23 protein-coding genes are annotated in these 25436 nt (G+C 50.0%); 13 read left to right on the forward strand and 10 right to left on the reverse strand.

All coding sequences use genetic code 11. From position 1 onward, the window contains the following. Positions 1-55: 55 nt before the first annotated feature. The 7 genes from nagA to LACPH_RS01505 all read left to right on the forward strand — a co-directional run bounded on the left by nagA (position 56) and on the right by LACPH_RS01505 (position 7583). Entirely contained in the window at positions 56-1216 is a 1161-nt protein-coding gene (gene nagA / locus LACPH_RS01475) for an N-acetylglucosamine-6-phosphate deacetylase (protein ID WP_274784255.1), read from the forward strand. A gap of 100 nt (positions 1217-1316) precedes the next feature. Beyond that, on the forward strand, positions 1317-3098 hold the full coding sequence (locus LACPH_RS01480) for a glycoside hydrolase family 35 protein (protein WP_306387175.1): 1782 nt from the start codon (positions 1317-1319) through the stop codon (positions 3096-3098). 140 nt (positions 3099-3238) lie between these two features. Continuing rightward, the gene (locus tag LACPH_RS01485; RefSeq protein WP_010492740.1) at positions 3239-3721 is read left to right on the forward strand and encodes a PTS sugar transporter subunit IIB; all 483 of its coding nucleotides are present in this window, start codon (positions 3239-3241) and stop codon (positions 3719-3721) included. A gap of 12 nt (positions 3722-3733) precedes the next feature. Beyond that, positions 3734-4645: a PTS mannose/fructose/sorbose/N-acetylgalactosamine transporter subunit IIC gene (locus LACPH_RS01490; RefSeq protein ID WP_047107722.1), complete on the forward strand. Its 912-nt coding sequence runs from the start codon at positions 3734-3736 to the stop codon at positions 4643-4645. Then, positions 4632-5453 (forward strand): PTS system mannose/fructose/sorbose family transporter subunit IID, encoded by an 822-nt coding sequence (locus LACPH_RS01495; protein ID WP_010492745.1) that lies wholly within the window; start codon positions 4632-4634, stop codon positions 5451-5453. The genes LACPH_RS01490 and LACPH_RS01495 overlap by 14 nt, the downstream gene beginning before the upstream one ends. Positions 5454-5594: 141 nt before the next feature. After that, entirely contained in the window at positions 5595-5975 is a 381-nt protein-coding gene (locus tag LACPH_RS01500; RefSeq protein ID WP_010492747.1) for a PTS sugar transporter subunit IIA, read from the forward strand. A 375-nt stretch (positions 5976-6350) separates the two neighbouring features. Further along, positions 6351-7583: a DUF2325 domain-containing protein gene (locus tag LACPH_RS01505; RefSeq protein WP_274784257.1), complete on the forward strand. Its 1233-nt coding sequence runs from the start codon at positions 6351-6353 to the stop codon at positions 7581-7583. Positions 7584-7692: 109 nt separating this feature from the next. Here the strand turns inward: LACPH_RS01505 and LACPH_RS01510 are convergent, their stop codons facing one another. From LACPH_RS01510 to LACPH_RS01540, 7 genes are all read right to left on the reverse strand, one after another. Further along, a complete protein-coding gene (locus LACPH_RS01510) occupies positions 7693-8913 on the reverse strand; it encodes a MalY/PatB family protein (protein WP_306387176.1) in 1221 nt (406 codons plus the stop codon). Further along, the gene (locus tag LACPH_RS01515) at positions 8900-9979 is read right to left on the reverse strand and encodes a M24 family metallopeptidase (RefSeq protein ID WP_306387178.1); all 1080 of its coding nucleotides are present in this window, start codon (positions 9977-9979) and stop codon (positions 8900-8902) included. Before LACPH_RS01515 ends, LACPH_RS01510 begins: the two co-directional genes overlap by 14 nt. A 92-nt stretch (positions 9980-10071) precedes the next feature. Beyond that, positions 10072-11397 carry a PTS sugar transporter subunit IIC gene (locus LACPH_RS01520; protein ID WP_047107718.1) on the reverse strand — a complete coding sequence of 442 codons (1326 nt, stop codon included), beginning with the start codon at positions 11395-11397 and terminating at the stop codon, positions 10072-10074. Between the two features lie 199 nt (positions 11398-11596). After that, positions 11597-11935 carry a PTS sugar transporter subunit IIB gene (locus tag LACPH_RS01525; RefSeq protein ID WP_010492769.1) on the reverse strand — a complete coding sequence of 113 codons (339 nt, stop codon included), beginning with the start codon at positions 11933-11935 and terminating at the stop codon, positions 11597-11599. A gap of 64 nt (positions 11936-11999) precedes the next feature. Further along, positions 12000-12317 carry a PTS lactose/cellobiose transporter subunit IIA gene (locus LACPH_RS01530; RefSeq protein WP_274784260.1) on the reverse strand — a complete coding sequence of 106 codons (318 nt, stop codon included), beginning with the start codon at positions 12315-12317 and terminating at the stop codon, positions 12000-12002. A gap of 92 nt (positions 12318-12409) precedes the next feature. After that, on the reverse strand, positions 12410-13450 hold the full coding sequence (locus LACPH_RS01535) for a M20/M25/M40 family metallo-hydrolase (protein WP_274784261.1): 1041 nt from the start codon (positions 13448-13450) through the stop codon (positions 12410-12412). After that, positions 13435-15228 (reverse strand): BglG family transcription antiterminator, encoded by a 1794-nt coding sequence (locus LACPH_RS01540; protein ID WP_274784262.1) that lies wholly within the window; start codon positions 15226-15228, stop codon positions 13435-13437. Before LACPH_RS01540 ends, LACPH_RS01535 begins: the two co-directional genes overlap by 16 nt. 242 nt (positions 15229-15470) lie before the next feature. Here LACPH_RS01540 and LACPH_RS01545 point away from each other — a divergent pair, with 242 nt between their 5' ends. Continuing rightward, positions 15471-16067 carry a type IV toxin-antitoxin system AbiEi family antitoxin domain-containing protein gene (locus tag LACPH_RS01545; RefSeq protein WP_274784263.1) on the forward strand — a complete coding sequence of 199 codons (597 nt, stop codon included), beginning with the start codon at positions 15471-15473 and terminating at the stop codon, positions 16065-16067. Positions 16068-16363: 296 nt separating this feature from the next. On the opposite strand, the gene pepT is transcribed toward LACPH_RS01545, so the two are convergent. Continuing rightward, positions 16364-17611, reverse strand: a complete 1248-nt coding sequence (pepT, locus tag LACPH_RS01550) for a peptidase T (RefSeq protein ID WP_274784264.1) — start codon at positions 17609-17611, stop codon at positions 16364-16366. Between the two features lie 114 nt (positions 17612-17725). On the opposite strand from pepT, the gene LACPH_RS01555 reads away from it, so the two are divergent. The 4 genes from LACPH_RS01555 to LACPH_RS14260 all read left to right on the forward strand — a co-directional run bounded on the left by LACPH_RS01555 (position 17726) and on the right by LACPH_RS14260 (position 20538). After that, positions 17726-19366, forward strand: coding sequence for a peptide ABC transporter substrate-binding protein (locus LACPH_RS01555; protein WP_274784265.1), 1641 nt, complete (start codon positions 17726-17728; stop codon positions 19364-19366). A gap of 191 nt (positions 19367-19557) precedes the next feature. Continuing rightward, positions 19558-19635 (forward strand): putative holin-like toxin, encoded by a 78-nt coding sequence (locus tag LACPH_RS14255; protein ID WP_225423737.1) that lies wholly within the window; start codon positions 19558-19560, stop codon positions 19633-19635. 344 nt (positions 19636-19979) lie between these two features. Continuing rightward, positions 19980-20084: a putative holin-like toxin gene (locus LACPH_RS01560; protein WP_049170534.1), complete on the forward strand. Its 105-nt coding sequence runs from the start codon at positions 19980-19982 to the stop codon at positions 20082-20084. A 349-nt stretch (positions 20085-20433) separates the two neighbouring features. Beyond that, positions 20434-20538, forward strand: a complete 105-nt coding sequence (locus tag LACPH_RS14260; RefSeq protein WP_049170536.1) for a putative holin-like toxin — start codon at positions 20434-20436, stop codon at positions 20536-20538. 594 nt (positions 20539-21132) lie between these two features. On the opposite strand, the gene LACPH_RS01565 is transcribed toward LACPH_RS14260, so the two are convergent. Together LACPH_RS01565 and LACPH_RS01570 are read right to left on the reverse strand one after the other, a co-directional pair. After that, positions 21133-21987 carry an ROK family protein gene (locus LACPH_RS01565; RefSeq protein ID WP_274784266.1) on the reverse strand — a complete coding sequence of 285 codons (855 nt, stop codon included), beginning with the start codon at positions 21985-21987 and terminating at the stop codon, positions 21133-21135. A 130-nt stretch (positions 21988-22117) separates the two neighbouring features. Further along, a complete protein-coding gene (locus LACPH_RS01570) occupies positions 22118-24070 on the reverse strand; it encodes a sucrose-specific PTS transporter subunit IIBC (protein ID WP_306387180.1) in 1953 nt (650 codons plus the stop codon). 369 nt (positions 24071-24439) lie between these two features. Between LACPH_RS01570 and LACPH_RS01575 the strand changes: the two genes are divergently transcribed. Then, the gene (locus LACPH_RS01575; protein WP_087911445.1) at positions 24440-25420 is read left to right on the forward strand and encodes a LacI family DNA-binding transcriptional regulator; all 981 of its coding nucleotides are present in this window, start codon (positions 24440-24442) and stop codon (positions 25418-25420) included. Positions 25421-25436 lie beyond the last annotated feature (16 nt).

The raw sequence follows: 25436 nt of genomic DNA on the forward strand, positions 1-25436 counted from the left end.
AGCCGGCAAGAAAATCGCGTCGGTTGGCACTGCTTAAACTGGGAGGCAAATGTTCATGAGTTATTACATTCACGCCGCAAAGTTTTTCCTTAAACATGCGACTGAAATCGGCGGCTATCTGGAAATTACCGATGACGGAGAATTCGGCGAGTATCTACCGGAAAATGCCAAGCCGGATGGCGACATCGTGGAACAACCCGGTAAGTTGATCGCACCGGGGCTCGTCGATACGCACATCCACGGCCTTTTGGGTCATGATGTGATGGACAACAGTTGGGACGGCATTGAGACAATGAGCCAGAACTTGGTAAAAGCCGGCGTCACCAGCTGGCTGCCGACCACTTTGACCGGTTCGTTTGATCAGCTGAACGACGTCTGCAAAACCATCGCCGCACATGCTGGAGAAGAAACCGGCGCTAAGATCCAAGGCATCTATTTTGAAGGCCCGTACTTCACCACGAAACACAAGGGCGCGCAGAATCCGAAGTACTTCAAAAACCCGAGTGAAAAAGAATACGATGCTTGGCAAACGTCTGCCAATGGCCTCTTGAAAAAGATTGCCATTGCACCGGAACGTGACGGTGCCGCCGCCTTTACGCGGTACGCGACTGCTGATGGCACTGTGGTCGCGCTTGGCCACAGCGATGCCACGTTTGAACAGGCAAAGGCCTGCGTTGATGCTGGTGCGACGGTCTTCACCCACACGTTTAATGGCATGAGCCCGTTGAATCATCGGGAGCCCGGCATGGTCGGTGCCGCGATGTACCTGCAAGGCGTTGACGACGAGTTGATCTGTGACGGCCACCATGTGCGACCGGAAGTAGCCACTACGTTAATCCGCCTAAAAGGTGCGGAACACATCGCACTGATCACCGATTGTATGCGGGCTGGCATGATGCCGGATGGCGATTATGTCTTAGGCGAATTCCCGGTTTATGTCAAAGACGGCATGGCGCGGTTGAAAGATGGCGATAGTTTAGCCGGTTCCGTGTTGGAATTAAAAGATGCATTGACAAATTTGCTGACATGGAATGCGGCGACACCGGAAGCGATCATTCGGATGGCGACCCAAACGCCGGCTGCTTCATGCAACATTGACGGTCAGTGCGGCAGCATTTTACCAGGCCGAGCTGCTGATTATCTGGTGCTGGATACCGATTTAACGTTACAGGCAACGTATTTAGACGGTAAACTGGCTTATCAGGCCGAAGCATGAGAGCTTATGTGACACAAAACCTGTGAAAATCGGGATTAATGTGTGAAACTGAAGAGTGTTAGCAGGACAGCTGTTATGAGTGAAAGGGGGCCAGGCCTTCATGACGACTTTTTCGATCGAGCATGATTTTATGTTGGATGGCAAGCCGTTCAAGATCTTATCTGGCGCAATTCATTATTTTCGGGTTCATCCAGACGATTGGTATCACAGTTTGTATAACCTGAAAGCACTGGGCTTTAACACGGTTGAAACGTATGTGCCGTGGAACTTGCATGAGTATCGCGAAGGCGAGTTTGATTTCAGCGGCATCCTCGATATTGAACATTTTCTGGATGTGGCTGAAGATCTTGGCCTGTACGCGATTGTGCGTCCGTCACCGTATATTTGTGCCGAATGGGAATTCGGTGGGTTCCCGGCATGGCTGTTGACCAAGTCCATGCGGTTGCGCACCGATGATCCAAATTATCTGCAAGCGATTGATCGTTATTATGCAGCGTTGATGCCGCATCTGGTTAATCATCAAGTCACCCATGGCGGCAACGTCCTGATGATGCAGGTGGAAAATGAGTATGGCTCATACGGTGAAGACCACGATTACCTAGCGGCGCTTGCCGAATTGATGAAGAAACACGGTGTCGATGTGCCGCTGTTCACCTCAGACGGACCGTGGCCAGCAACGTTAAATGCCGGCAGTATGATCAACGATGGTATTCTGGCAACCGGCAACTTTGGCTCGGCAGCCGATAAGAACTTTGATCGACTGGCTGCGTTTCATCAGGCGCATGGTCAGGATTGGCCGCTCATGTGCATGGAGTTCTGGGATGGCTGGTTCAACCGCTGGGGCGAGCCGATCATTCGCCGCGATCCTGACGAAACTGCCGAGGATCTGCGAGCGGTCATTGAACGCGGTAGTGTCAATCTTTACATGTTTCATGGTGGCACCAATTTCGGGTTCATGAATGGCACGTCTGCACGTAAGGATCACGATTTGCCTCAGGTGACTTCTTACGATTACGATGCACCGCTCAATGAACAAGGTAATCCCACACCGAAGTATTTTGCCATTCAAAAAATGCTTCATGAGGTCTTACCGGACATTCAGCAAGCCGAGCCACTGGTCAAGCAGACTATGGCACCGGCTGAACATCCGCTGACGGCCAAGGTTTCGTTGTTTGCGGTGCTTGATCAGCTTGCTAAGCCGGTCGCAGCTGCTTATCCGCAAACCCAAGAGTTTTTGGGCCAGTACACGGGTTATACCTTGTATCGGGCGCAGCCGTTGATTAGTGGCACTGACAAAGGGACGCCGGCCAAATTGCGGGTGATTGATGCCCGCGATCGGGTTCAAGCTTATTTGGATCAGCACTGGTTGGCGACCCAATATCAGGAAGCCATAGGCGATGACATTTTATTGCCACAGGTTGAAGGCCATCACCAGCTTGATTTGTTGTTCGAAAATATGAGCCGGGTTAACTACGGTGCCAAAATCGAGGCCATTACCCAGTTTAAGGGCATTCGAACCGGTGTCATGGTTGACCTGCATTTTATTAAGGGTTATCAGCAGTACCCGTTGGACTTGAATCAGGCGCCAGAACTGGACTTTTCAAAAGATTGGCAGCCTGAAACGCCGGCGTTTTACAAATACACGTTTGATCTGACAGAGCCGCACGATACTTATCTGGATTGTCGCGGATTCGGTAAAGGAGTGATGCTGGTTAATGGTGTCAATGTCGGCAGGTTCTGGGAGAAGGGACCCACGTTGTCACTGTATGTGCCGGCGGGACTCCTGCATGCCGGACAAAATGAGGTCATCGTGTTTGAAACCGAAGGCCGCTATGCCGAAAGCTTGAAAATGGCTGACCACCCGATATTTGTAGAACCATAACGCGTTCACCAGCCCAGAAACCTGCGTGTAAGAACCTTGGTTGCAATGGCCTAAGGCCGGGCCATCACGCCCAAGGCCACTTACACTCCGGTTTCTAACCGGGCTGGCTCACGCTCACGAATAATGAGGAGGAGTAGAAAATGGCTATTATTGCAGCACGTATTGATGGTCGCCTGGTCCATGGCCAGGTTGCCAACCTTTGGACCACCAAACTGGGTGCGACCCGAATTATCGTTGTCGATGAGGCAGCTTCCAAGAGTGACATCGATAAGAGTGGGTTGCGGATGGCAACCCCGGAGACGGTTCGCTTGTCAGTTCTGGATGTTAAGACCGCGGCTAATCACATTTTGAACCACAAATATGATTCCCAGCGGGTTTTCATTGTCGCAAAGCGGCCGGAAACATTTTTGGCCTTAGTCGAAGCTGGCGTGCCGATTAAGGAATTGAACGTCGGCAATATGTCCCAGACAGATCAGACTCGGTCCATTACCAAGTCAATCAATGTGGTTGATGATGACGTTGAGACCTTCAAGAAGCTGGATGCCGCTGGTGTTCACTTGATTGCACAAATGGTTCCGGGGGATCCCGCAGCAGATTTCATGACGCTGCTCAAAAAAGGATAGGGGGAGTCAACAATGATTGCATGGTGGCAAATAGCACTTTTAACATTATATGCAGGTTATCAAATCCTTGATGAACTGCAAATTTATTCAGCCATGAGTTCACCGGTTTTTGCCGGATTAGTATCAGGTTTAGTCATGGGCGATATGAAAGCCGGTTTGATGATCGGTGCGTCCGTTCAGTTGATGGTTTTAGGGGTCGGCACATTCGGTGGTGCATCTAAAATTGATGCCAACTCCGGGACGATTCTGGCAACGGCTTTCTCCGTTAGTTCAGGGATGAAGCCGGCTGCAGCGGTTGCTGCGATTGCGGTTCCGGTTGCAAGTATCATGATTCAGACCGATATCTTAGCACGTTTTGCCAACACCTTCTTTGCACATCGGATTGATAAGATGGTTGACGAATATAACTACAAGGGTATCGAACGTTACTTCCTTGCCGGTGCACTTCCATGGGCACTGTCACGGATGATTCCGGTTGGTTTGGCGCTTTCCTTTGGTGGCGGCTTTGTTACCAACGTGGCACATGTCTTGAACACAAGTTGGAAATGGTTAGGCGACGGGCTCACAACTGCCGGCGCGGTTCTACCGGCTGTCGGGTTTGCGATCCTGCTCCACTACCTGCCAGTTAAGAAGCATTTTGCTTATCTGTTCCTTGGGTTCACCTTCACGATGCTTTTCACAACGCTGTTCGGCAGTGTCCAGATGCTGGGTACGGCGATGACTGAAGTTACCAAGAAATTCACGGCAAACTTCAATGGCCTGTCCATGTTAGCGATGGCATTCATTGCCTTTGCCTTTGCTGCGATTGCTTACCAGCAGTCAACAGCACTGCACGATAGCACTGGCGGCGGTAGCGGTGAAAGCGGTTCTGCACCGAAGAAGAATACCAATGAAGAGGGGGAAATCACCGATGATGAACTCTAATAAACCCACTTACAAATTAACGGATAAAGATTTCCGGCAGATTAATCGGCGTAGCTTGTTCGGCTTCCAGTTGGGTTGGAACTACGAACGAATGCAGGCATCAGGTTACTTGTACACGATCCTGCCACAACTGCGGAAGATTTATGGTGATGGCACACCTGAACTGAAGAAAATGATGAAGACGCACACCCAGTTCTTCAACACATCTAACTTCTTCAACACCATCATCACCGGGATTGATTTGTCAGTCGAAGAAAAAGAAGGTATCGCCGGCGAAGAAACCGTCGTTGGTATGAAAACCGGGTTAATGGGTTCCTTCGCTTCCATTGGGGATTCGATCTTCGCTGCTTTGATTCCTGCCATTTTCGGGGCCATTGCGGCTAACATGGCGCAAGAAGGTAACCCAGTTGGGGTGTTCATCTGGATCGCCGCCCAAGTTGCCATCATGGTCTTCCGGTGGAAACAGTTACGGATTGCGTATAACGAAGGGGTTTCCTTAGTTACCACTATGTCGCATCGTCTGGCTGCTCTGACCAACGCCGCAACGATCATGGGGGTCTTCATGGTTGGCGCGTTGGTTGCAACCATGATTAACGTTAAGTTCGCCTTTGCACCAAAGATTGGTAATGTGCCATTGGATTTCCAGAAGTATTCGGATATGATTATTCCTAAGCTGTTACCAGCTTTGATCGTGGGTGCCATCTACTGGCTGCTTGGCCGTAAGCACATGACCTCGACTCGGGCAATCTTCATCGTCTTGTTCGTATCCATTGCACTGTCCGCCTTGGGTGTCATTGCAAAAGGCTAATCAAGTACGTTAAAGTTTTAGTTGTAAGCATGAGCTGCTCCAGCCATATCTGATTGCAGGTATCATTAAACAGTCATGCGATTTTAAATCATCATGAACCGCGGTCGGTTGGACCGGCGCATGTTAAAGGAGTTTTACGAGATGAGCAAATTAGTTTTAATCAGTCATGGTCAGTTATGCGAGGAACTCAAAAAGAGTGCCGAAATGATCATGGGACCACAAGATGATATCGCGACAGTTGCGTTACTGCCGAACGAAGGACCGGAAGATTTTCAAGCCAAGTTCAAGGCCGCAATCGAAGGCGCCGATGATGTTACCGTGCTAGCCGATCTCAAAGGCGGCACCCCCAACAATGTTGCTGCCCGGGTGTTGGCAGAAGGCGGCAACTTCGACCTTTATGCCGGCATGAACCTGCCAATGGTCATCAGCTACTTGAATGCCCAGATGCTGGACATGAAGCCTGATCTGCTAGGTGACGGAAAAGCTGGCGTGGTTTATATCAACGATATCGTAAAGCACTAGTCAGTTTTGAATGACTGAGGAAAGCCTGTATCCGGTTGGATGCGGGCTTTTTTCATGGCTTATTTATCATAGTAAAAGTTCACGATGCCATGGGCGGCTACGAACTATTCGAATATGATCTTGCCCGCGAGTTGAATATTCATCCCCGAAAAGACGATAAAAAGTAGTGCACGATCAACACCCGCACACCGCAATGCAGAATTGGCGGTATGCGGGTGCTGTTTTTGCGAGTATGATGGACGAAATGACACGTTAGCGTTGTTCTTATTGGATACATCACATTTTTTTAAAAAATTTAAGGTAGAATGCTTTTGTAATCTTTTCAATAACAGTACAATGGAGAAAGTCACTTTTAAAATGAAAGCAGGTATCTGAATGGATGACAAACTAAAGATCATTGAATTGCTCAAGCACCAAGTGACAGCTAAAACGGCTGAATTAACGACCGAGAATATTCAGAAAACAACTCAAGACATTCAAGATTTGCTCAAAATCCTCAATGATGTCGCTGCAATCGATTTCGTTGCAACGCCGTCTGAGACACCTACTAAGCAAGAACCGGCAACAACTTCTGAAGAAGCAACCATTGAATCACCCGCTCCAAAACCGATTGTCACCACGCAAGTAGAAAAACACGAGCAGGTGCCGCAACAGCCTAAAGTCAGCAGCGAGCCTGAAGTGCCGTTGTTGTCAGAACACTGGCTGAATAATCACAAATCGTATATTGGCCGGTTCCATTTAGATTTGAATGGTGGCCATGTCGGTTCAATTAAAGTCTCTGAAAGTAAGCTACATAAAATGTCGAACCCACCGGAAAACGGCGACTGGGTGCGAGCAGATGAGTATAAAGATGGTGATTCAGTGAATTATAAAATGACGACACTGAAGCGCGATCCGTTGCCGACCGATATTGTGCGACTGAAGTTTCTACCTGCCGTCTTCCGCCAAGATGTGAAGCGTTGGTATATTGAATTTAAATCACCGGAACATGAAACCACACAACAATTGCTTTTGGGCGATTATGATGTGATGCTATTTAAGCTGAAGCCGGGCGACTACATCGACTATGCCTATCGCCGCGGTCAGGAAATTGATGGCAAAATCATTTGGCGTTACACGAATTCAGCCGCAGTTGCGACGCGCATGAAGCAAAAGTTTGCCAAAGCAACCGATACGGAGTCTAATCATGAAACGGCTGCGAGTCGTCAAACGCAATACAAAGCTACGGTCAATAAACCGGCCAAACGGAAGCAACGCGCACTGCAGCAGGTATTTGCCAACAAACAATTGTTGCTAGTTTGCATTGAAAACTCTGGCATGCCGCGTAAAGTTAAGCGCAACGTGGAAGAACGCGGCGGCAAGCTGATTTTATCGCCGCGCTCAGACTCCAACGCCATGTTAAAGAAAAAAGTGCAAAAAGCCGATGTGGTCATTGTGCCGACTGATTTTGTCGACCATGGCCAGATGTTTGCGGCTAAAGATGAGGCGAAACGCATCGGCAAGCCGATCTGGATGGCTAAGAACACCAATGAGCGCAACATGCTTCAATGGTACAAGCGCCATTTTCCTAATGAAGCTAAGGCGCCAGCGATGGATTATGAAGCTTAGCTAGCTTTACTTGCTGAATGATGGCGAGTGCTCAGCATCATTAATCATAAGTGTAAAAAATGGATCCTAGCGAGACGTAATTTAGTCTGCTAGGATCCATTTTTTGTCATTATTCTGTGTTTCGGGCAATTTTACAGGAGCCTTCTTCCATTGCTGGCCATTCAGCATAGGTAGCGATGATGCGATCCAGTGCCTCCTTGAGCAATGGGCGCGGCATGCCGATGTTGAGGCGGACAAAGCCTTCGCCATCAGCGACAAAATAGCTGCCGACAACGCAGGATAAATCAGCTGCGGTGAAGAACTGTTTCATGCTGGTCTCATCAGGGAAAAGCCGATGCGTGTCGATCCAAGCCAGGAAACCAGATTCGGCTGGCATCACCTTCATCTCGGGAATAGCGGTAAGACGAGTTTTTAAATAGTCAAAGTTGGCGGCGACATATGCGACCATCTCGTCTAACCATGCGTCGCAGTCTGTGTACGCGGCGATGAGCGCCGGAACGGCAAAACTGTTGGGTGAGGTGATTGAGTTGGCGCTGAATTGTTGGCTGAGCCGCGCCCGAATTGCGGGATCGGGAATAACCACATAGGATGTTTTCAAACCGCCTAAATTAAAGGCTTTGTTGGGTGATAAGCAGAGAATGCTTTGCGACTGAATAGCCGGATCTGCCTGCCAAATGCTGGTAAAGTTGACGCCGGGATAAACAATATCGCGGTGAATTTCATCGCTGACTAGTAAGACGTGATATTGCCGGCACAGCTCAGCGACTTTTGCCAATTCCGCTGCTGTCCAGACGCGTCCGGAGGGATTTTGGGGGCTGCAGAGAATGAACAGCTTGACGTCAGGGCGTTGCATTTTGGCCGCCATATCGGCGAAGTCAAAGAAGTAGCGGCCTTCCTTGATCGCCAGTGGACTGGTCACGAGCTGGCGGTGGTTGTTCTGGACCGCCTCGGCAAAAGGATCGTAGGCGGGGGTGTTGATTAAAACTGCCTCGCCGGGGGCCGTAAAGGCTTGAACAAGATAGTGCAGTGTCGGAACGGTGCCATAGCTCAGCTTGATCCAGTCTTTTTCAAGCTTCAGTCCGAATCGACGGGCATTCCAGGCGATGACGGCCGCGTAAAAAGCTTCAGGAACATAGGTATAGCTATAATCTGGCACTGCTGCCCGCACCACCATAGCCTGATGAATCGGCGGAGCGACCGGAAAGTCTAAATCAGCCAGATCCATGGGAATCGCATCAGGCGTTAGGCCGAATTTTTCAGCGAGCACCTGATCAGCCCACTTGCGCGCGTTGCCGGCTTTGCGGTCGAAAAGTGTGTCAAACTGGCTCATTTTCCATAACCTCCAGTTGAGTTAAATGGCGCGGCGTCTGATTCAAAACGCGGGCACCGGTTGCGGTGATCACAATATCATCTTCGATTCGCACCCCGCCAATGCCCGGCAGATAGGCGCCTGGTTCGACCGTCACAATCATGCCAGGCTGCAGGATCGTCTGGCTGCGCAGGTTGAGAATCGGCTGATCACCGCCTAGCCCCAGCCCGTGGCCGAGACCATGGGTGAAGCAGTCGCCATAACCAGCGGCGGTCAAAACGCCCCGCGCGATTGCGTCAACTTCACGGCCTTGCATCCCCGGCTTGATGGCGGCAATCGCGGTTTGCTGGGCGGTGAGCACAGCCTCGTGCACCGCGGCCAGTTCAGGAGTAGGCGAGCCGATGGCAAGCGTCCGCGTCATATCTGATTGGTAGTCATCGAAAACCACTCCGAAGTCAACCGTGACCAGTTCGTTTTCCTGTAGACGCCGAGCAGTCGGACGACCATGCGGAAACGCTCCCCGCGGGCCGCTGGCGACGATCGGGTCAAACGCCATCGCAGACGCCCCTGCTTCCAACGTGTAAAAATGTAGCCAAGCACTGAGGATTTGTTCACTGACCCCCGGCCGAATATGCGGGAGAAGTTGCGCGAAAATGGTGTCCGTGACCGAACAAGCAGCCGTTACCGCAGCGATTTCCGCTTCATCTTTGACCGCCCGTTGCCGCGCCACGAGATCATCGGCAAGGGTGGTGGCCAATTTCTGGGACGCTAATGCTTGATACTCCGCGATTGAAAAGCCGCTGCTGACCAGACCGATGCGCTGGCTACCTTGCGTTTTTAAACAGTCAATCAACTGGGGCAAATAACTGCCTTGAGGGACTTCGACATTCGTAAATCCTTGGGTATCGGCGGCTTCAGCACGGTAACGGCCGTCGTGAAGCTGCAGTGCCTGCGTTGGTGTGACGATCACGTACACACCACTGCCAGGTAATGCGCCGACATAGCGTTTGCTCGGCCGATCATGCAGCAGCAAAGCATCTAATACTTCGGTTTCCAGAGTCTTTTGTAACTTGGTTAAGTGGCTCATTCTTTTCCTCTCATTCCATACATGCCTTTGGAAAAAGGGTGCACATCAATCAGGCACCCTTAGCAACATCTATTTTCAGCAAATCCGGCTGATTAAAAGTCGAGATCCAATCCAGCCAAGGTATCTTCGTCTTCTTTTGAAAAGATTGACTTTTGGGCGGCTTTTTTTGCTTCATCGCGTAATTCAACGCGTTCCATCACCTTGAAGAATGGCCAGTAAAGTGCGACTGCCAAGACCAGTTGCAAGGCGTTGGCTAAAATCGTGCGGTAGTCGCCGTTGGTTAAGAAACCTTCCAGGAAAACGCCGACATAAGGTGGGTTGAAGATCGGTTTGGCAATCCAGCCCCAATGCATGAAGAACATCGGCAACGTGCCAATGATGGCCCCACCGAAAACGTGCGGAATGAACATAATCGGGTTCAGGATGATCGGTGCGCCGAAAAGAATCGGTTCGTTGATCCCGAATAAAGCCGGGAACAGGGAGATTTTACCGATTTTCCGATACCGTTTACTCTTGGACAACATGCAGGCAACCACGCAGCCGATCGAGATGCCGCAGCCGGTAAAACCGAAGAAGCTGGAAACCGCGCCGGCTGTGTAAAAATGGGGAATGGCTTCGCCGGCATTCATCGCGGCAATATTTTCGGCGATGAAGGTCACCATAATCGGACTGGTGATCGGTGAGAAAACCGATGAGTGGATACCGAAGAAAAAGACGGTACAGATCGCAAAGTTCAGGGCTAAGACGGCCCATGGATTGTCCATACTGCCGACCAGTGGCGCCAAGAAGCGGGTCAAAATGCTTGGCGGCAACTCGCCAGCGATGTTTAAGAATGCAAACCGACCGGCAATGAACGCGCCACCGGTAATGAGCGTGACCGGAATCAGCTCAAATGAACGAGATACGAAATCCGGCACTCCTTCAGGCATTTTGATTGTCAGATGGTGCGTTTTGCACCAGTGATACAGTTCCACCGTCAGCAAAGCGACCAACATCCCGGTGAACAGTCCGCGAGCGCCAAGGTTGGCGACATCTAATTGGCCGGCTTTGTTGAAGGTAGCGACCATCATCAAAAAGGCAAAGCCAGACAAGGTGACGCATCCGGGAATGTAGAGCTTGTAATGATTACCGAGGTTGTAGGCAATGGACAAACAGGCGTACAAGCCGATCATGCCAATAGACAGCTTGACCGGTAAATCAAACAGCGCGGCGTTACTAGTAATAAACTGCGAAACAGCATTCTTAGGTCCGAGCATATTTGGCAATGCCGGAATGATAGTGAAAATACTACCGAGAATGGTAAAAGGCGTCATCGCCACCATTCCAGCCTTAATCGCGCTTAAGTGGCGTTGATTATCCACCTTGTGCGCAATCGGCATGAAAAAACGATTCATAAACGCTTCGAATTTGTTAAACATCGCAGGTTTTACTCCTCTCGTGGTGTGAGCGTGAGCCGGCGCGTTCAGGAGCCGGAGTATAAGTGGCCTTGGGCGTGATGGTCGGGCTTTGACCATTGCGACCAAGGTCCTTATACGCAGGCTCCTGCGCCGGCGAACGCGTTATGGTGAGCGTGAGCCAGCCCGGAATTTGAACCGACAAACGCATGGTGCTAAACCATTAACCAGCGTGCTTCTTCTGGTATTTGGCATGCGTCACCAGCGCCAGCTTCATCACAGTCGCACCATCCATCTGACCGTAAACATCTTTGTCGATCACGGCATAAGGGATATGCCGCGGTTCGCAGATTTCGCTAATGTAACCGGTTTTGTGACCGATTTGCGGCCCGACCAAAACGATGTCATAGTTATCGATTTCGTCCTCCAGACCATCAACGGGAATGGCATTGAAGTGAAAATCAGCTTCATTCAGCTTGCGGCTGTCTTTCACAACCTTGGCCATATTTTGCATCAACATATTGGTGGAAAAGCCACCGGCACAACATAAAAGAATACGCATTTGGAAGTTCCTCCTATTTTTGAGTGTTGGGAATTGGCATAGCAATTTTTTTAACCGCGTCTGCTCACGCTCTGCTTTCAAAAATATCAATCATTGTCTCAATCAAGTCCCTCGCCAACTGGCTAGTCATGTAGTGGTCTTGGGCGTGGACCATGAGCAAGTTGACAGGTTCGGGTGTCTGATCAGGGTCAAATTCTCGACTGATCATGGCGGTTTGGGCGTTGTGAGCGGCGACATCAATTTCTTTAGACTCCGCCAGCAAATTGCGCGCGCGGTCAAAGTCGCGTGTTTTCACCGCTGCCAACGCCTCGAATGCTTTGGTTTTACTTTCGCCGGCGTTCGCAATGAGTTGCATGATTTCAAGTTCTTGGGTGGTTGCCATAAAACGCTCCTTTAAAATGCCAGCAGTGGTAACGCGGCTGGCAGGATTTTTTCATCAGGGATTAGGACGACTGGAAGCCGCCATCAATGGTGCTAAAAAGTGTGGGCAGCTTCGACCAGTTGCAACGACATTTGCTGGCACATGGCAGCATACAAGGCTACCATGTGATCAACATCGGTTGCTTGGGCGAGCGATTGGGCACAGTGGCCATAGCGGCACGGCAAAATAGTCACGACCGTCGGAATGCCAGCGCCGACTTTATGTGCCTCGCCGCCATCGGTACCACCGCCATTAAACATGTCCAGCTGCAACGGCAGGGAAGCCGCGGCTGCGGTCTCTTTGACGAATTGTTGCAGTTGCCGATTCGGCGCCAACGTGCGATCAAAGTGGGTGAAGATCGGTCCCTTACCGACTTGACGCTGATTCACTTCGCTGCGCTCGCGGGGATGCTGAAAAGTCGCGACATCCACAATGAAAGCCAGATCTGGCTGAATCAGTTGGGTGGCAGTTTTGGCACCGCGAATGCCGACTTCTTCACTGCTGGTCGCGGCAAAATGTAACGTGAATGGCAGCTCTTCATCGGCAAGCGCTGCCAAAAGCCGGGCACCGACATAACAACCGAGCCGATCGTCCAATGCTTTACCGCCAAAAACGCCTTCCGCGGCATATTCGCTGAATTCAGTCGCAAAGGTGACCATGTCGCCGATGTTAATGCCCAACGCGGATACTTCATCAGCCGAATTGGCACCGACATCGCACAACACTTGATCAAAGGCAGGCAGCGATTCATCGCGAATGACCATTCCCGGCAGCTTTTCTCCGGAAGCCGTCGTGACCCGAACGCTTTGCCAGTGGCTTGCGGCAGGTTTAACCCCGCCGACAACCATCAAGCGTAAGAGGCCTTCAGGTGCGATCGTCCGGACCATATAGCCGACCTCATCCATGTGGCCATAAATCATGATTGAAAACTGCGGTTTGGCAGCTCTTTTGGTAAAAATCAGACTACCAAGGCCATCCGTCTGGGCAGCAAAGCCATACGGTGCTAAATAATGGCGTAAAATGTTGCGCACTTCGCCTTCGTTGGACGCGATTGCGTCGGCATTGCTTAACGCTGCCATTAATTGTAAATCCATGTTGTTTCCGCTCCTTCCAGCGCTGTGCGCAAGATCTGGTGAAATGAGGAAAATTCGGTTTGCTGAACTAGTTTGTTGATGACGTCCGGCTTTTGCATTAAGGCCGCCAGTTGCATGGTTAACGTACGGTGCAAAGGAAGCTGATCCTGTTTCAAGGCGATCAGCCAGACAAGGTGCACCGGCCGGGTTGTGTTGGTGGCGCTGTTTGGCAAAAGAATGACGGCAACTGCATTTTTCTTGGCGTTGAATGACAAAGGATGCGGAATCGCGATGCCATTGTCATAGATGGTCGGCAGAAAATCTTCCCGCTGAAGCACCGAAGCCGCATAGTCTGCCTGCCCGCAATAATCGGCCATTGTCGCGGTGACGGTGGTCAGCAGGCCGCGATAATCAGTTGGTCTCGATTGCTGGAAAAATAGCGATGGAACCAACAAATCGGCCAGTGACGCTGTCGCATTGTGGCGAGAGGCGACCGATAATTCGTGAAGCAAATGCGCAAAGTCCAGATCCGAAGCGACTTCGTCAATCCGGATCACCGGACAGTCAAACGATTCGTTTAAGGCAGTTACCGTAAACAACAAGTCTGGTGATAGCTCGTGAATCGCGGCCAATTCGTTAAGTCCGAATGTCTGAATCATGGCTTCAGGAAAAATTCGCCGTAAGCGTAAGCACAAAAGCGTCGCAATCCCGCCGCCGGTACCGCACACGACCGCAATTCGGTAGCCGCCTCGGCTCCATTTTTCATGCGCCTGCTCTAGCGGTACCAACAGGTGGGTTGTGAGGTAGCCGATTTCGGTTTTGGGGACGTCAATTTGATATTCCTGGCTCAGCCACTGTGCGAATTGAACCGCCCAGTTAAACGCGATTGGGTAATCCCGCGCCAATGGTTCCAGATTCAGGCCCGCCAGACTTTGGTGCTCCTGCAGCCGGCCAATCAATGCCAAGACGTGGAAGTACATGAGTGATAGGAACTCCGGATGCGTGGCGAAGTTCGTTTCGTGGCGCTCATCTAATGCCGTGAAGTAAGCTTGAAGTTTAGCTTTCAGCCGATCATGATCCAGTCGGGTCGTCGGTTGTTTACGTTTTGCCGCAAAACTGACGATTAAAAATTCCCAGGCTTCCGTCCCCAAACGGATGTCGGTCACCACGTCTGCAAATGGTGCATCGTCAGGCGCAGATTGTGGTTGCTGACCTGTGACGGCCAACGACCAGCCGATTTCGCTAGCAAACTGGGCGGTTACCGGTGGATCCAGTCCTAGTGGCTGCACTTGTTGCGTCAGTGCTGAGTGGCGAGGCGGCACGCCATATTGTTGCAAGGCCAGAACCCGACTTTGCCAGTGGCAGCACACCCGCACCCCATAATGTGCTTTGCGTTCTAAGTTCAGCGGCGTGCCGACAAGTAACTTATCCAGCTCCCGTAAATCACGTTGCAACTGCTTAGGACTGATTTGCTGGGTTTCCGCCAGTGCGGCGACTGTGAGATATTGCGTCGTTGTCAGCAAGAGACGCAACAGCTCCGGAATTCTTTTGGCGGGCATCTGTGGTTGTGCTTGCTGCTTCATGGCGGCCAAATAATCCGCCAGAAGTTGCGAGTCTGTTACCTGGAGTTGATAACCGCGACCACGTTGAAAGCAAATCTGAAAACCGGTCGCATCACGATTCAGTAACCGTAAATCATTTTGCAATGTTCGCCGCGAAACCCCAATCGTCTCAGCCAAAGCCGCTGCGGACATCGCGCCGTTTGTCTGTAGTGCCTGAATAATCATGTGTTCACGCAAGTAAGTCCCCCCAATACGTAAGCGCTTTCAACGATAATGCTATTATGCCGGAAATAAGCGACTGCCAAAAGCCCCACTTTTGCGGATTGGCATGGCAAAAATGGCGGGGTTGTGGCAGTCGCTTAGAAAGTGAGCGAAAGGTTTGCTCAGTTGTAGACGCTCAGTGCTTTTTAGTTGATTTGTTCTTATAAACGTCATATGATTATTTTGACGTATATAAGGACAAAAAAGGGCGGACGAACATGAACGACATTAAAGGGCTTGACGCGCTGTTAAAAAAGTATCACACCTTTGTCAGTGGTACGGCACGCCGTTATGGCATTTCCTCATCAATGCTTAAAAATGCTGTCAATGTTGGTCGTATCTCGCGTGAAGAGCGTGGTGTTTACGTCCAAGATGGCTATACATGGGATGACTTTGCGGTTCTGTCCCAACGATACACTAAAGGCATCTTTGCGTTAGATACGGCCTTATTTTTGCATGGCCTAACCGATCAGCTCCCTGACCGATTTATCATGGCTTTTCCGCATGGATACCGGAATCCTCGTTTAGCGGAACATGGGGTTGTGCCAATTTATTATGTCTCTGACCGGTATTTTCCGGGGATTACAACCGTCGAAACCCCCAACATGGGAATTGTGCCAGTTTACTCGGTAGAAAGAACGATTCTTGAATTTTGGGAGCGTGCAGATGTCGCGCCATATATCCGCAAAGAAGCCATTAATAATTATATGTATGAATACGGCAACAGCGTTGAGTCGTATCGTAAACTCAAGGAACTTAAGGAACAACTATATCCCAGGAGTGATATTTTTAAGTTGATGGAGGTTCTTAACTGATGGACCCATACGCAAATCTGTCCCCTCAGAAGATTGCCAATACATTGGGTGAGCATGTTAAGTCAAGCTTAATCTGATGAAACTGTGCTAGATTATTGGACTTTATTGAAAATTAGATTGGATTGAATCAAAAGCGTTATTTCCAAAGTAAAGACGACCAGCTTCTCACAGAACTGCATGTGCTTGCAGTCCGAGGAAAGTTGGTCGTCTTCGTTTCGATTAAAACATACGATTTTAGGACAGAAACCAGCGTCGCCAGCCGCAAAATCATCGCGAGGGTCATGCTGCATGGCTCTTTAAGCCACCGTCCCATCAGCGTTTAACTGCGCCATTTGAATCAACGTCTCGGCAATTTTACCCATGGCCTCTGTGGAGACAACCTCATAGGGACCGTGGAAATTGATACCGCCGTTGAACAGGTTGGGTGTCGGAATACCTTGATAAGTAATTTTTGAGCCGTCTGTCCCACCGCGGAACGGAACGGTTTTAGGGATGAGTCCGGCCGCCTTGATCCCAGCTTCAGCTAAGCGGAGCGGGTAAGGGTCCTTGTTGATGATGTCGGCCATGTTGTAATACTGGTCGTACATCGTCACTTTGAGGCGTGGTTGCTCAAACTGGGCATTAAGTTCGTCCACGACCTTGTTGAAGTATGCTTTGCGAGCCTCGAACTGTTGGTGATCGAAGTCGCGAATAATGTAAGTCAGTTGGGCTTCGCTGATTTCGCCATGGAACTTCAAGAGCAAGAAGTAGCCTTCGTGACCGGCACTGAATTCCGGACGGTCAAAAGCGGGCAAGGCAGCATCGAGCTGGCGGCCAAGCGTGTTGGCGTTCACCATCAGTCCCTTGGCTTCCCCGGGATGAACCGAGGTACCTTCAATTGTCACCGTGGCTTGCGCAGCGTTGAAGGTTTCGTATTCGATTTGCCCGGGATCGCCGTTATCCAGCGTGTAGGCAAAATCAGTCGCAAAACCCTTGGCGTCAAATTTATCGGCACCGACACCGATCTCCTCGTCCGGTCCAAAACCAAACTTGATGAGGCCATGTTTAATTTCCGGATGAGCCAGCAAATACCGCGCCGTCGCAACCGCACCGGCGATGCCAGCTTTGTCATCAACGCCTAACAAAGTTGTGCCATCGCTGGTAATAAGCGTTTGACCAAAATACTGTTTCAACGCTGGAAACTGCTCAACGGTCAACCGCAACCCATTAGCAAATTCAATCGGGCTGCCATCGTAGTGCGGATGGACTTGAGGCTGCACGTTTTCGGCATTGTAATCCGCCGTGTCCAAATGAGCGATGATGCCAAAACTTTTGACCGGCTTGTCGGTGTTAGCCGGCAATGTGGCCGTTACGAAACCGTTTTTTGCATTTAAGCCGACATCCTGTAGCCCTAAGTGTTGCAACTGCTGGACCAGTAACTTGGCCAATTCTGTTTGGCCCGGCGTCGAGGGGGTCGTGTCGCGTCCCGGATAAGAGCGGGTGTTAATTTTTGCATAACGGATAAAGTCTGCCTGTATTTGCGCTAAATCAAGGTCAATCGTCAATGAGAATCCCTGCCTTTTCGATGAGAAAAATATTAACATTGCATTGCAATCAGTTTGAATCTGGCTTAGTATTTTGTCAATAGCGCAATTTGAGAATTACTTGGAGGGATACATATGTTTAGGTCAAAAAAATGGCTTTTGGCGTTGCCATCTGCCGCACTCGTCCTTTTGGCCGCCGGTTGCTCATCAAGCAGCAGTGGTCAAAGTGGGCAATCAAGTACCAATCAAACGCTCAATTGGTCAGAAACATCTGCAATTGTGACGAATGATCCTTCACAATCAACGGATACCGTTTCTTTTCAGGTCCTGAACAACACGCAGGAAGGAATTTACCGGTTAACCGACAAAGGGCAAAAGCCACAGTTGGCACTGGCTAAAAAGGTCACGACCAGTAAAGATGGCATGACTTACCACGTCACCTTGCGCAATGCCAAATGGAGCAATGGCGATCCAATTAGGGCGCAGGACTTCGTGTATAGTTGGCAACGCACCGTGGATCCTAAGACCAAAGCCACCGACGCATTCTACTTTGCACCAGTGAAAAATGCCACGGCCATCACCAAAGGCACTAAGCCGGCATCCGATCTTGGCATCAAAGCCACCGATAGCCACCATTTGACCATCACGCTGGAAAATCCGACCGCTTACTTCAAGAAGCTGTTGGCGTTCCCGCTGTATTATCCGCAGAATCAAAAAGTGGTTGAAAAATATGGAAAAAAGTATGGCACTTCGGCAACCACACAGGTTTACAGTGGTCCGTTCAAGTTGACGAAGTGGAATGGTACCGGTGATAGCTGGACACTTGCCAAAAATCCGCAGTACTGGGATAAGAAGCACGTTAAACTGGCTAAGGTTAACGAAACGGTCATCAAGGATGTCCAAACCGGGATGAACCTTTATCAAACCAAGAAGTTGGATTCAATCGTGTTGACCGGCGAGCAGGCCGCCGCCCATCTTAATGACAAAGATGCGATTAAGCGATTGTCTTCCAATATGACCCGGGTCGATCTGAATCAAAAACAGGTTCCTGCGTTCAAGAACCTTAAAGTGCGCCAAGCCTTTTCCATGATGATTAACCGCACTGCGCTGACCAAGAATGTTTTGAAAGATGGCTCTAAACCAGCGCTGGGCTTCATTCCAGTCGGTCTGCATACCAATCAAAAAACTGGCGCGGACTTTGCCAAGACAACGCAGGTGAAAAGTGCGGTGGCATATGACAAAACCAAGGCCAAGAAGTTGTTTGAAGAAGGCATGAAAGAATCGGGCCAGAGTCAGTTGAACTTAACGCTGCTAGCCGATGATACAGATGTTTCCAAGCAGGTTGCCGAATATCTGCAAGGTGCGTTTGAAAACCTGCCGCATGTCAAAGTCACGATCAAGAGCATTCCGAAGGCGCAGCGACTGCAAGCCATGAACGCCGGCAACTACGACATGGTGGTGACAGGGTGGCAGTCGATTTTTGCTGACGCCTACAACTTCTTGGACGTCTGGATCAGCGACTCCAGTTACAATTCATCAGGCTACAAAGATACCAAGTTGGATCAGCTGCTAAGCGAAACCGAAACCAAGTACGGCAACGATCCGCAAAAGCGCTGGACCATGTTGCAAGACGCCGAAAAGATCTTGATGAAGGATCAAGGCACTTTGCCGCTATATCAAGCTGATAACCTGCAGTTGTTACGGTCAAACGTGAAGGGATTGTCGTTCAATCCTAACGGGACACCGTATGACTTCAAGACGGCTTATCTGAAGTGATCATTAAGTGAAAATAAACAGCCCATCATCTTGCACATAGAAACTGTGCGGCATGATGGGCTGTTTGTATGCTATGAAACCAGCAGCTGCATTCTTCGAAAGAAGGTAATGACTTTGGTTTTAGAACCTTAGTACGTCACAATCCTAAAGAAAGGAGTAGTTTCTTAGTTGTGAAAGATGCACTTGACTGAATGTTTCAGTTTGGCAGTTTTATTCTTGCCCTGCTGGCATTAGTCATTGTGCTAATTGACCGGAATAACCCAAAATAGCCGTCTCGCCCAGGTAGCGAATTGGCGGCTATTTTGTAGTCTAAAATGAGCTGCTGTTAAATAGCATTTTAAAGGAGCTGGTGTTGACGCACCGAACTCTTTTGTATGGATATAATAGCATGCGGTTAAAGAATCATCAATAGTGATATGACGTTCCTGAAGCCGCTTAACAAACGTTTAATAATAACTAATGCTATTCTAAAAAGCGGTTTCTATTCTAATCAGCCTCATGTTACGATAAATTCAGAATGCTACGCGACGGCAGCTACGAACTTCGAAAGAGGGTGATAGCTATGGTTTTAGGACTGTAGTGCATCGCAAATCTGTAGAAAGGAGTAGCATTTTTGTCCGTAAAGGATGCACTTGAGCTGATGCTCCAGTTTGGCAGTTTCATTCTTGCCCTACTGGCATTAGTCATCGTGCTAACCGAACGGGACCGCAAAAAATAGCCGTCACGCCTGGCAAGCGAATTGACGACTATTTTTTGCTAGTCTAATATGAGCTGCCGTTAAATGGCATTCCAAGGGGCTTGGTGTTCACGCACCGAGCCCTTTGTACGCTTTTATTATATCATGCAGATTCCAAATGCGCTACAGCAGGGTTTTAAACTTTTACAAGTATTCGACAAGAATTAAATAATAACAATTAGTATTTTAAAAAGCATTAACAACGTCAACTAAGCACATGTTACAATAAATTCAGGATGCTACGCGACGGCAGCTACACCATCTGAAAGAGGGTGATCACTATGGTTTTAGAACTATAGTACCTCACAATCCTGAAGAAAGGAGTAGACTTGTGCCAGTCAAAGACGCACTTGACTTGATGCTTCAGTTCGGCAGTTTCATTCTTGCCTTACTGGCGTTGGTCATTGTGCTAATTGACAGGAATAACACAAAATAGCCGTCACGCCTCGGTAGCGAATTGACGGCTATTTTGTAGCTTTAAACGAGCTGCTGTTAAATAGCATTCCAGAGAGCTTGGTGTTCCCGCACCAAGCTCTTTGTACGTCTTTATTATATCATGTAGATTGCTGATCTGCCATATCGGTACTCTGAAAAATGAACCCTGAATTGTCAAATTAAGTGCAACAGTGAAGACCAAAGAGAAAGAAGTAGTTTTATTCTTGCCTTGGTAGCATTAGTCATTGTGCTGATTGACCGTAATAACACAAAATAGCCGTCACGCCTAGCTAGCGAATTAACGGCTATTTTGTAGTCTTAAATGAGCTGCTGTTAAATAGCATTCCAAGGGGTTTGGTGCTAGCACACCAGGTCCTCTGGACGTTTTTATTATATCATGCAGATTTCGAATCTGCTACGGCAACGTTTTTAAAAGCAATATTGGGCCATCTAAAATCAGTTTGTCCGTTTGGCAATCTGCGGACATCAAAGACTTTGGTAATTAGCTAGTAAGACCAGCGTATAGGCGACCACTGTATCTGAGCAAACTTTGGTCGTTGCACCGTTAAGGCGATTCGATTCCTTTGGTGTGAGTTTAGGCGCTTTGGGCAAGCAGGAAGGCACCAATCGCACCGGCATTATCCGCCAGATTGATCGGGACGATGTAGCTGTCAAGCGGCGGGACGGTTACATAATTGTTCAACAACCGGTTAAACTGATCACGGATTTTAGGGAAAAGTTGTTGCTGGTGCATGACCCCGCCACCGAAGACAATCTTCTCTGGGGCAACGGTCAGGGTCAGGTCGACACATGCCTGGGCGAGGTAGTAAGCCTCTAAATCCCAGGCCGGATGATCGGCCGGCAGATCCTTGGCGGGTTTGCCCCAGTGTTTCTGGAGCGCCGGTCCGCTGGTCATACCTTCCAGACAGTCGCCGTGAAATGGGCAATTACCAGCAAATGTGTCGTCTGGGTGGCGGCGCAGGATGATGTGTCCCGCCTCAGGATGGCTGTAGCCCTGCAGCAGCTGACCGTTTTGCACGATGCCAGCACCAACACCAGTACCAACAGTCCAATAGACGAGGTCGTTCAAGCCTTTGCCAGCGCCGGCCTTGAGTTCGCCATATGCTGCGGCGTTGACATCGGTGGTGAAAGCAAACTTGGTGTCAGGAAAATGTTTCTGTAAGGTACCAAGAATGTCAAAAAACTGCCATCCGGCTTTAGGGGTCTTGGTAATGTAACCGTATTGATCCGACTTACGGTTGACGTCAATTGGGCCAAATGAAGCAAGACCGATCCGGTCCGCGGAGTGTGTCTTGAAATAACCGATCACTTGGGCGATGGTCTCGTCCGGCGTTGTCGTCGGAAAAGTTTCCTGGTCGATGATGTCGATACCGTTTTCTGAGATGGCACACACAAACTTTGTGCCGCCAGCTTCGATTGCTCCGAGCATGAGAGTGGAACTCCTTTCAACGATGGTACAAAGATGGTTGTTTTGGGGCCGAGTCTTTGAGGCGTGCTTTAACGGTGAATGGCTAAACTTCAAAGAATGGGTGAAAAGTGAATCGACTGGGTAGTTGACGTTACAGGTCAGTTGCCACGGCGTTGTCACTGTTGCGTGCGGTCAGCGCAACGAGGTGGTCACCGGGCTTGACCGTTGGCGTCGTGACTGGTTCAACGCTGGCATAGTCATTCGTGTTGGTGATAACAACCATGACGGTGGTGTCATAGCCGGCATTGGCAATGGCTTGGTAATCGAAGGTTCCCAGCAGGTCGCCAGTGTTCACATGGTCGCCTTGGCTGACCTTGCTGGTGAAATACTGGCCTTTGAGGTCGACGGTATCGATGCCAAGGTGGATGAGCACCTCAGCACCGTCATCAGCCTTAATGCCATAAGCGTGGTGAGTCGGATAGGCGACGGTTACCGTGCCGGTGACTGGTGAATGGACCTCATCGCTAGCGGGTTTAATGGCGATCCCTTTGCCCATGATCTCAGCTGAAAAGACCTTGTCGTTAACCTGAGTGATTGGTTCGGTGGTGCCGGCGACTGGGGCGGCAATGACAGTATCTGCTTGTGTTTCTTCACCGGTGGTCGGATCTACGGGTGCTTCTTCGGGTTCATTTTTCAAAACGCGTTTGGCAACGATGAAAGTCATGACGAAGGAGGTCACCAAACTAATGACTGCGGCTAGTAGAAAGGCCACAATAGATTTCGGTGCGATCGAGATGAAGCCAAGAACACCGGCGCTGCCCATCGCCCAGGCAAGGACGTGGAAGAGGCCGAGAATAGCGCTGGCAATACCGGAAGCGATCGCGGCACAGTAGAATGGGAAGCGCAGTTTCAAGTTGACCCCGAATATTGCCGGTTCGGTGATTCCGAGCAAGGCGGAGATGCTGGAGCTTGAAGCCAAAGCGCGCTGCTTGCTATCCTTAGATGCGAAGAACACAGCAGCCGCTGCACCGCCTTGCGCGATGTTAGCCATTGATGCGACTGGAAAAATGAAGGAACCACCAGTCGTTGCCTTGGCAGCAATGAGCGTGGTTTCAATCGCCGGGAAGGTTTGATGCAGCCCGGTGACGACAATTGCAGAGTAGAAGACCCCGAATATTGCCATGCCAAACCAACCAGTCGCATTATACAAGCCAACCAGACCATTCGTCAGAAAATCAGAAACGGCTCGCAGTACGGGACCGACGACCACAAAGGTCAGAAAACCGGTGACGATGATCGACAGCAGCGGTGTAAAGGTGAAGTCGACCGCACCCTTGAGGTGTTTGTGCAGGAACTTCTCGATCGTCGCCAGCAAAAATGCGACCCCGAGGACGGGCAGAACCTGACCTTGATAGCCAGCTTGAGCCACATGTAACCCGAAGATGTTCCAATAGGTCATTTTCCCAGCGGCAGTGACGGCGGCCACTTGGTAACCGTTAACCAAGGTCGGCAGAACCATGATCATCCCAATGGTGGCGCCAAGGTACTGGTTGCCGCCAAAACGCTTGGTTGCTGAGAAGCCCAGTAGGATTGGCAGGAAGGTGAATGGGGCGCTGGCCATAGTGTTAACCATGTCAGCCAGTCCCTTCAGATTCGGCACCGCCTGTACGACTGACCGACTCATGAACAAACCCGGTGAGCTCAAAACGTTGTATAACGCCATCAGCAGCCCGCCGGCGACCAATGCCGGCACGATTGGGATGAAGATATCCGATAGCATCTTTAGGAAACTGGTGAAGGGATTCGGTTTGCCGGCAGTGGCTGCGATCTTTTTGATATCGTCCGTGGTGGCTTCCTTTAGGCCGGTAATGCCAATCAAGGCGTCATAAACCTTATCGACATCGCCGGGACCGATGATGATCTGAAACTGGCCGCCAGTCTCGAACGTGCCTTTTACGTCGGGATCATCGTCCAGCGCCTTCTGGTTGATCGCCTTGCTGTCTTTAAGAACAAGGCGCAGCCGGGTCGCACAATGGGCAGCGGCCTGGATGTTATCCTTGCCAATATCTTGCAAGATCCGTTTGGCAACGTCAGCATGTTTCATAAAAGGTCCTCCTCAGGAAAGCGGTTAATGGGCTAAAAAATAATATCGGTTTTGCGACGGTTAAAATATAAAGCGCTTTCGACAAATTGTCAAGCGTTTGACAATTTAATTCTTTATTGTTGAGAGACTTCATTAGGCTTAGCGTTTTAAAAATGTTTTTCGATTGACAATCAACCGCTTTCAGTTATGATAAAGCTAATCGTGACAAACAGATTGGGGCGCAATGACACCGCACAAGGGTGGCAGAAAAATGCACCGACCAGATGGAACACAGCGACGCGTTATCGCCTCAGCCCAAGCTGCGATCACCAACGCCGATGCCGTCAGTATGTGTCAAGCGTGGAATCTAAAAAGGGGTAATACCAAACTATGACCGTTAAACTTGAAGATGTCGCCAAATTGGCTGGAGTGTCGCCGACCACGGTTTCCCGCGTGATCAATAATTACGGTGCCATCAGTGATAAAACGAAAAAGGCGGTTCATGCCGCCATGAATCAGCTGAATTATCGGCCGAATACTTTGGCTCGCTCGCTACAGGGCAAGTCACCGCATCTCATTGGATTGATCTTCTACGACGTCAGTCACCCATTCTTCGGTGAGCTGGTCTCCCGACTCGAGAATCTGCTGTTCGAGCGCGGGTATAAGGCAATCTTATGCAACAGCGCCAATGATCCGGAAAAGGAGCGCGAGTACCTGCGCCTGCTGGCAGCCAATCAGGTCGACGGTATCATTGCCGGAGCGCACAATGAAAATATTCCGGAATATAAAGCGTACCGGCTACCGATCGTCAGCTTTGATCGCAATCTGGCTCCGACCATTCCGATCGTCAGTTCCGACAATGCCCAGGGTGGGCGCTTGGCCGCATCGGTCTTGTCAGCCAATGGCGTGCAAGCCCCGCTAATCATCACCGGTAAGGAATTGCCGAATTCACCGACAAATGCTCGGTCACAAGGTTTTCACGATTACTTTGCTGCCCATGGAATCGAACCCGCGACCGTGGCGATCCCGTTTGAGACTGCCGCGGCCATTCGCCGCACGGAGATTCAGCACTTATTGGCCGGTGGGCAGTATGACGGAATTTTCTGCACCGATGATCTGACCGCCATGCAGATCCATCAGCTGGCCTTGGCTATGGGCATCCGCGTTCCGGATGACCTAAAACTGATCGGCTATGACGGCACTCGCTTCATTCAAAATTATTACCCAGCGCTGACAACGATTGTTCAACCGTTGGACGACATCTCAAAACTGCTAGTCGACCTGTTACTGACAAGGATCAACGATCACAAGGCTGACCTAGACCCGAATTATTTGCTGCCAGTGAGCCTGCATCAAGGCATAACGGCGTAAAGTGCACCATCACTGG

This window comes from Lacticaseibacillus parahuelsenbergensis (genome assembly GCF_030770265.1).
In the GTDB taxonomy this organism is placed as follows: Bacteria; Bacillota; Bacilli; order Lactobacillales; family Lactobacillaceae; genus Lacticaseibacillus; species Lacticaseibacillus casei.

What these genes read in the sequence shown, in the direction of transcription:
- LACPH_RS01500 (WP_010492747.1), top strand. Translation starts at nt 5,595, where the DNA reads ATGAGCAAATTAGTTTTAATCAGTCATGGTCAGTTATGCGAGGAACTC.
- LACPH_RS01530 (WP_274784260.1), bottom strand. Translation starts at nt 12,317, where the DNA reads ATGGCAACCACCCAAGAACTTGAAATCATGCAACTCATTGCGAACGCC.
- LACPH_RS01545 (WP_274784263.1), top strand. Translation starts at nt 15,471, where the DNA reads ATGAACGACATTAAAGGGCTTGACGCGCTGTTAAAAAAGTATCACACC.
- LACPH_RS01495 (WP_010492745.1), top strand. Translation starts at nt 4,632, where the DNA reads ATGATGAACTCTAATAAACCCACTTACAAATTAACGGATAAAGATTTC.
- LACPH_RS01485 (WP_010492740.1), top strand. Translation starts at nt 3,239, where the DNA reads ATGGCTATTATTGCAGCACGTATTGATGGTCGCCTGGTCCATGGCCAG.
- LACPH_RS01520 (WP_047107718.1), bottom strand. Translation starts at nt 11,397, where the DNA reads ATGTTTAACAAATTCGAAGCGTTTATGAATCGTTTTTTCATGCCGATT.
- LACPH_RS01555 (WP_274784265.1), top strand. Translation starts at nt 17,726, where the DNA reads ATGTTTAGGTCAAAAAAATGGCTTTTGGCGTTGCCATCTGCCGCACTC.
- LACPH_RS01490 (WP_047107722.1), top strand. Translation starts at nt 3,734, where the DNA reads ATGATTGCATGGTGGCAAATAGCACTTTTAACATTATATGCAGGTTAT.
- LACPH_RS01570 (WP_306387180.1), bottom strand. Translation starts at nt 24,070, where the DNA reads ATGAAACATGCTGACGTTGCCAAACGGATCTTGCAAGATATTGGCAAG.
- LACPH_RS01565 (WP_274784266.1), bottom strand. Translation starts at nt 21,987, where the DNA reads ATGCTCGGAGCAATCGAAGCTGGCGGCACAAAGTTTGTGTGTGCCATC.
- LACPH_RS01575 (WP_087911445.1), top strand. Translation starts at nt 24,440, where the DNA reads ATGACCGTTAAACTTGAAGATGTCGCCAAATTGGCTGGAGTGTCGCCG.
- LACPH_RS01535 (WP_274784261.1), bottom strand. Translation starts at nt 13,450, where the DNA reads ATGGATTTACAATTAATGGCAGCGTTAAGCAATGCCGACGCAATCGCG.
- LACPH_RS01525 (WP_010492769.1), bottom strand. Translation starts at nt 11,935, where the DNA reads ATGCGTATTCTTTTATGTTGTGCCGGTGGCTTTTCCACCAATATGTTG.
- LACPH_RS01515 (WP_306387178.1), bottom strand. Translation starts at nt 9,979, where the DNA reads ATGAGCCACTTAACCAAGTTACAAAAGACTCTGGAAACCGAAGTATTA.
- LACPH_RS14255 (WP_225423737.1), top strand. Translation starts at nt 19,558, where the DNA reads ATGTTTCAGTTTGGCAGTTTTATTCTTGCCCTGCTGGCATTAGTCATT.
- LACPH_RS01505 (WP_274784257.1), top strand. Translation starts at nt 6,351, where the DNA reads ATGGATGACAAACTAAAGATCATTGAATTGCTCAAGCACCAAGTGACA.
- LACPH_RS01480 (WP_306387175.1), top strand. Translation starts at nt 1,317, where the DNA reads ATGACGACTTTTTCGATCGAGCATGATTTTATGTTGGATGGCAAGCCG.
- LACPH_RS01510 (WP_306387176.1), bottom strand. Translation starts at nt 8,913, where the DNA reads ATGAGCCAGTTTGACACACTTTTCGACCGCAAAGCCGGCAACGCGCGC.
- nagA (WP_274784255.1), top strand. Translation starts at nt 56, where the DNA reads ATGAGTTATTACATTCACGCCGCAAAGTTTTTCCTTAAACATGCGACT.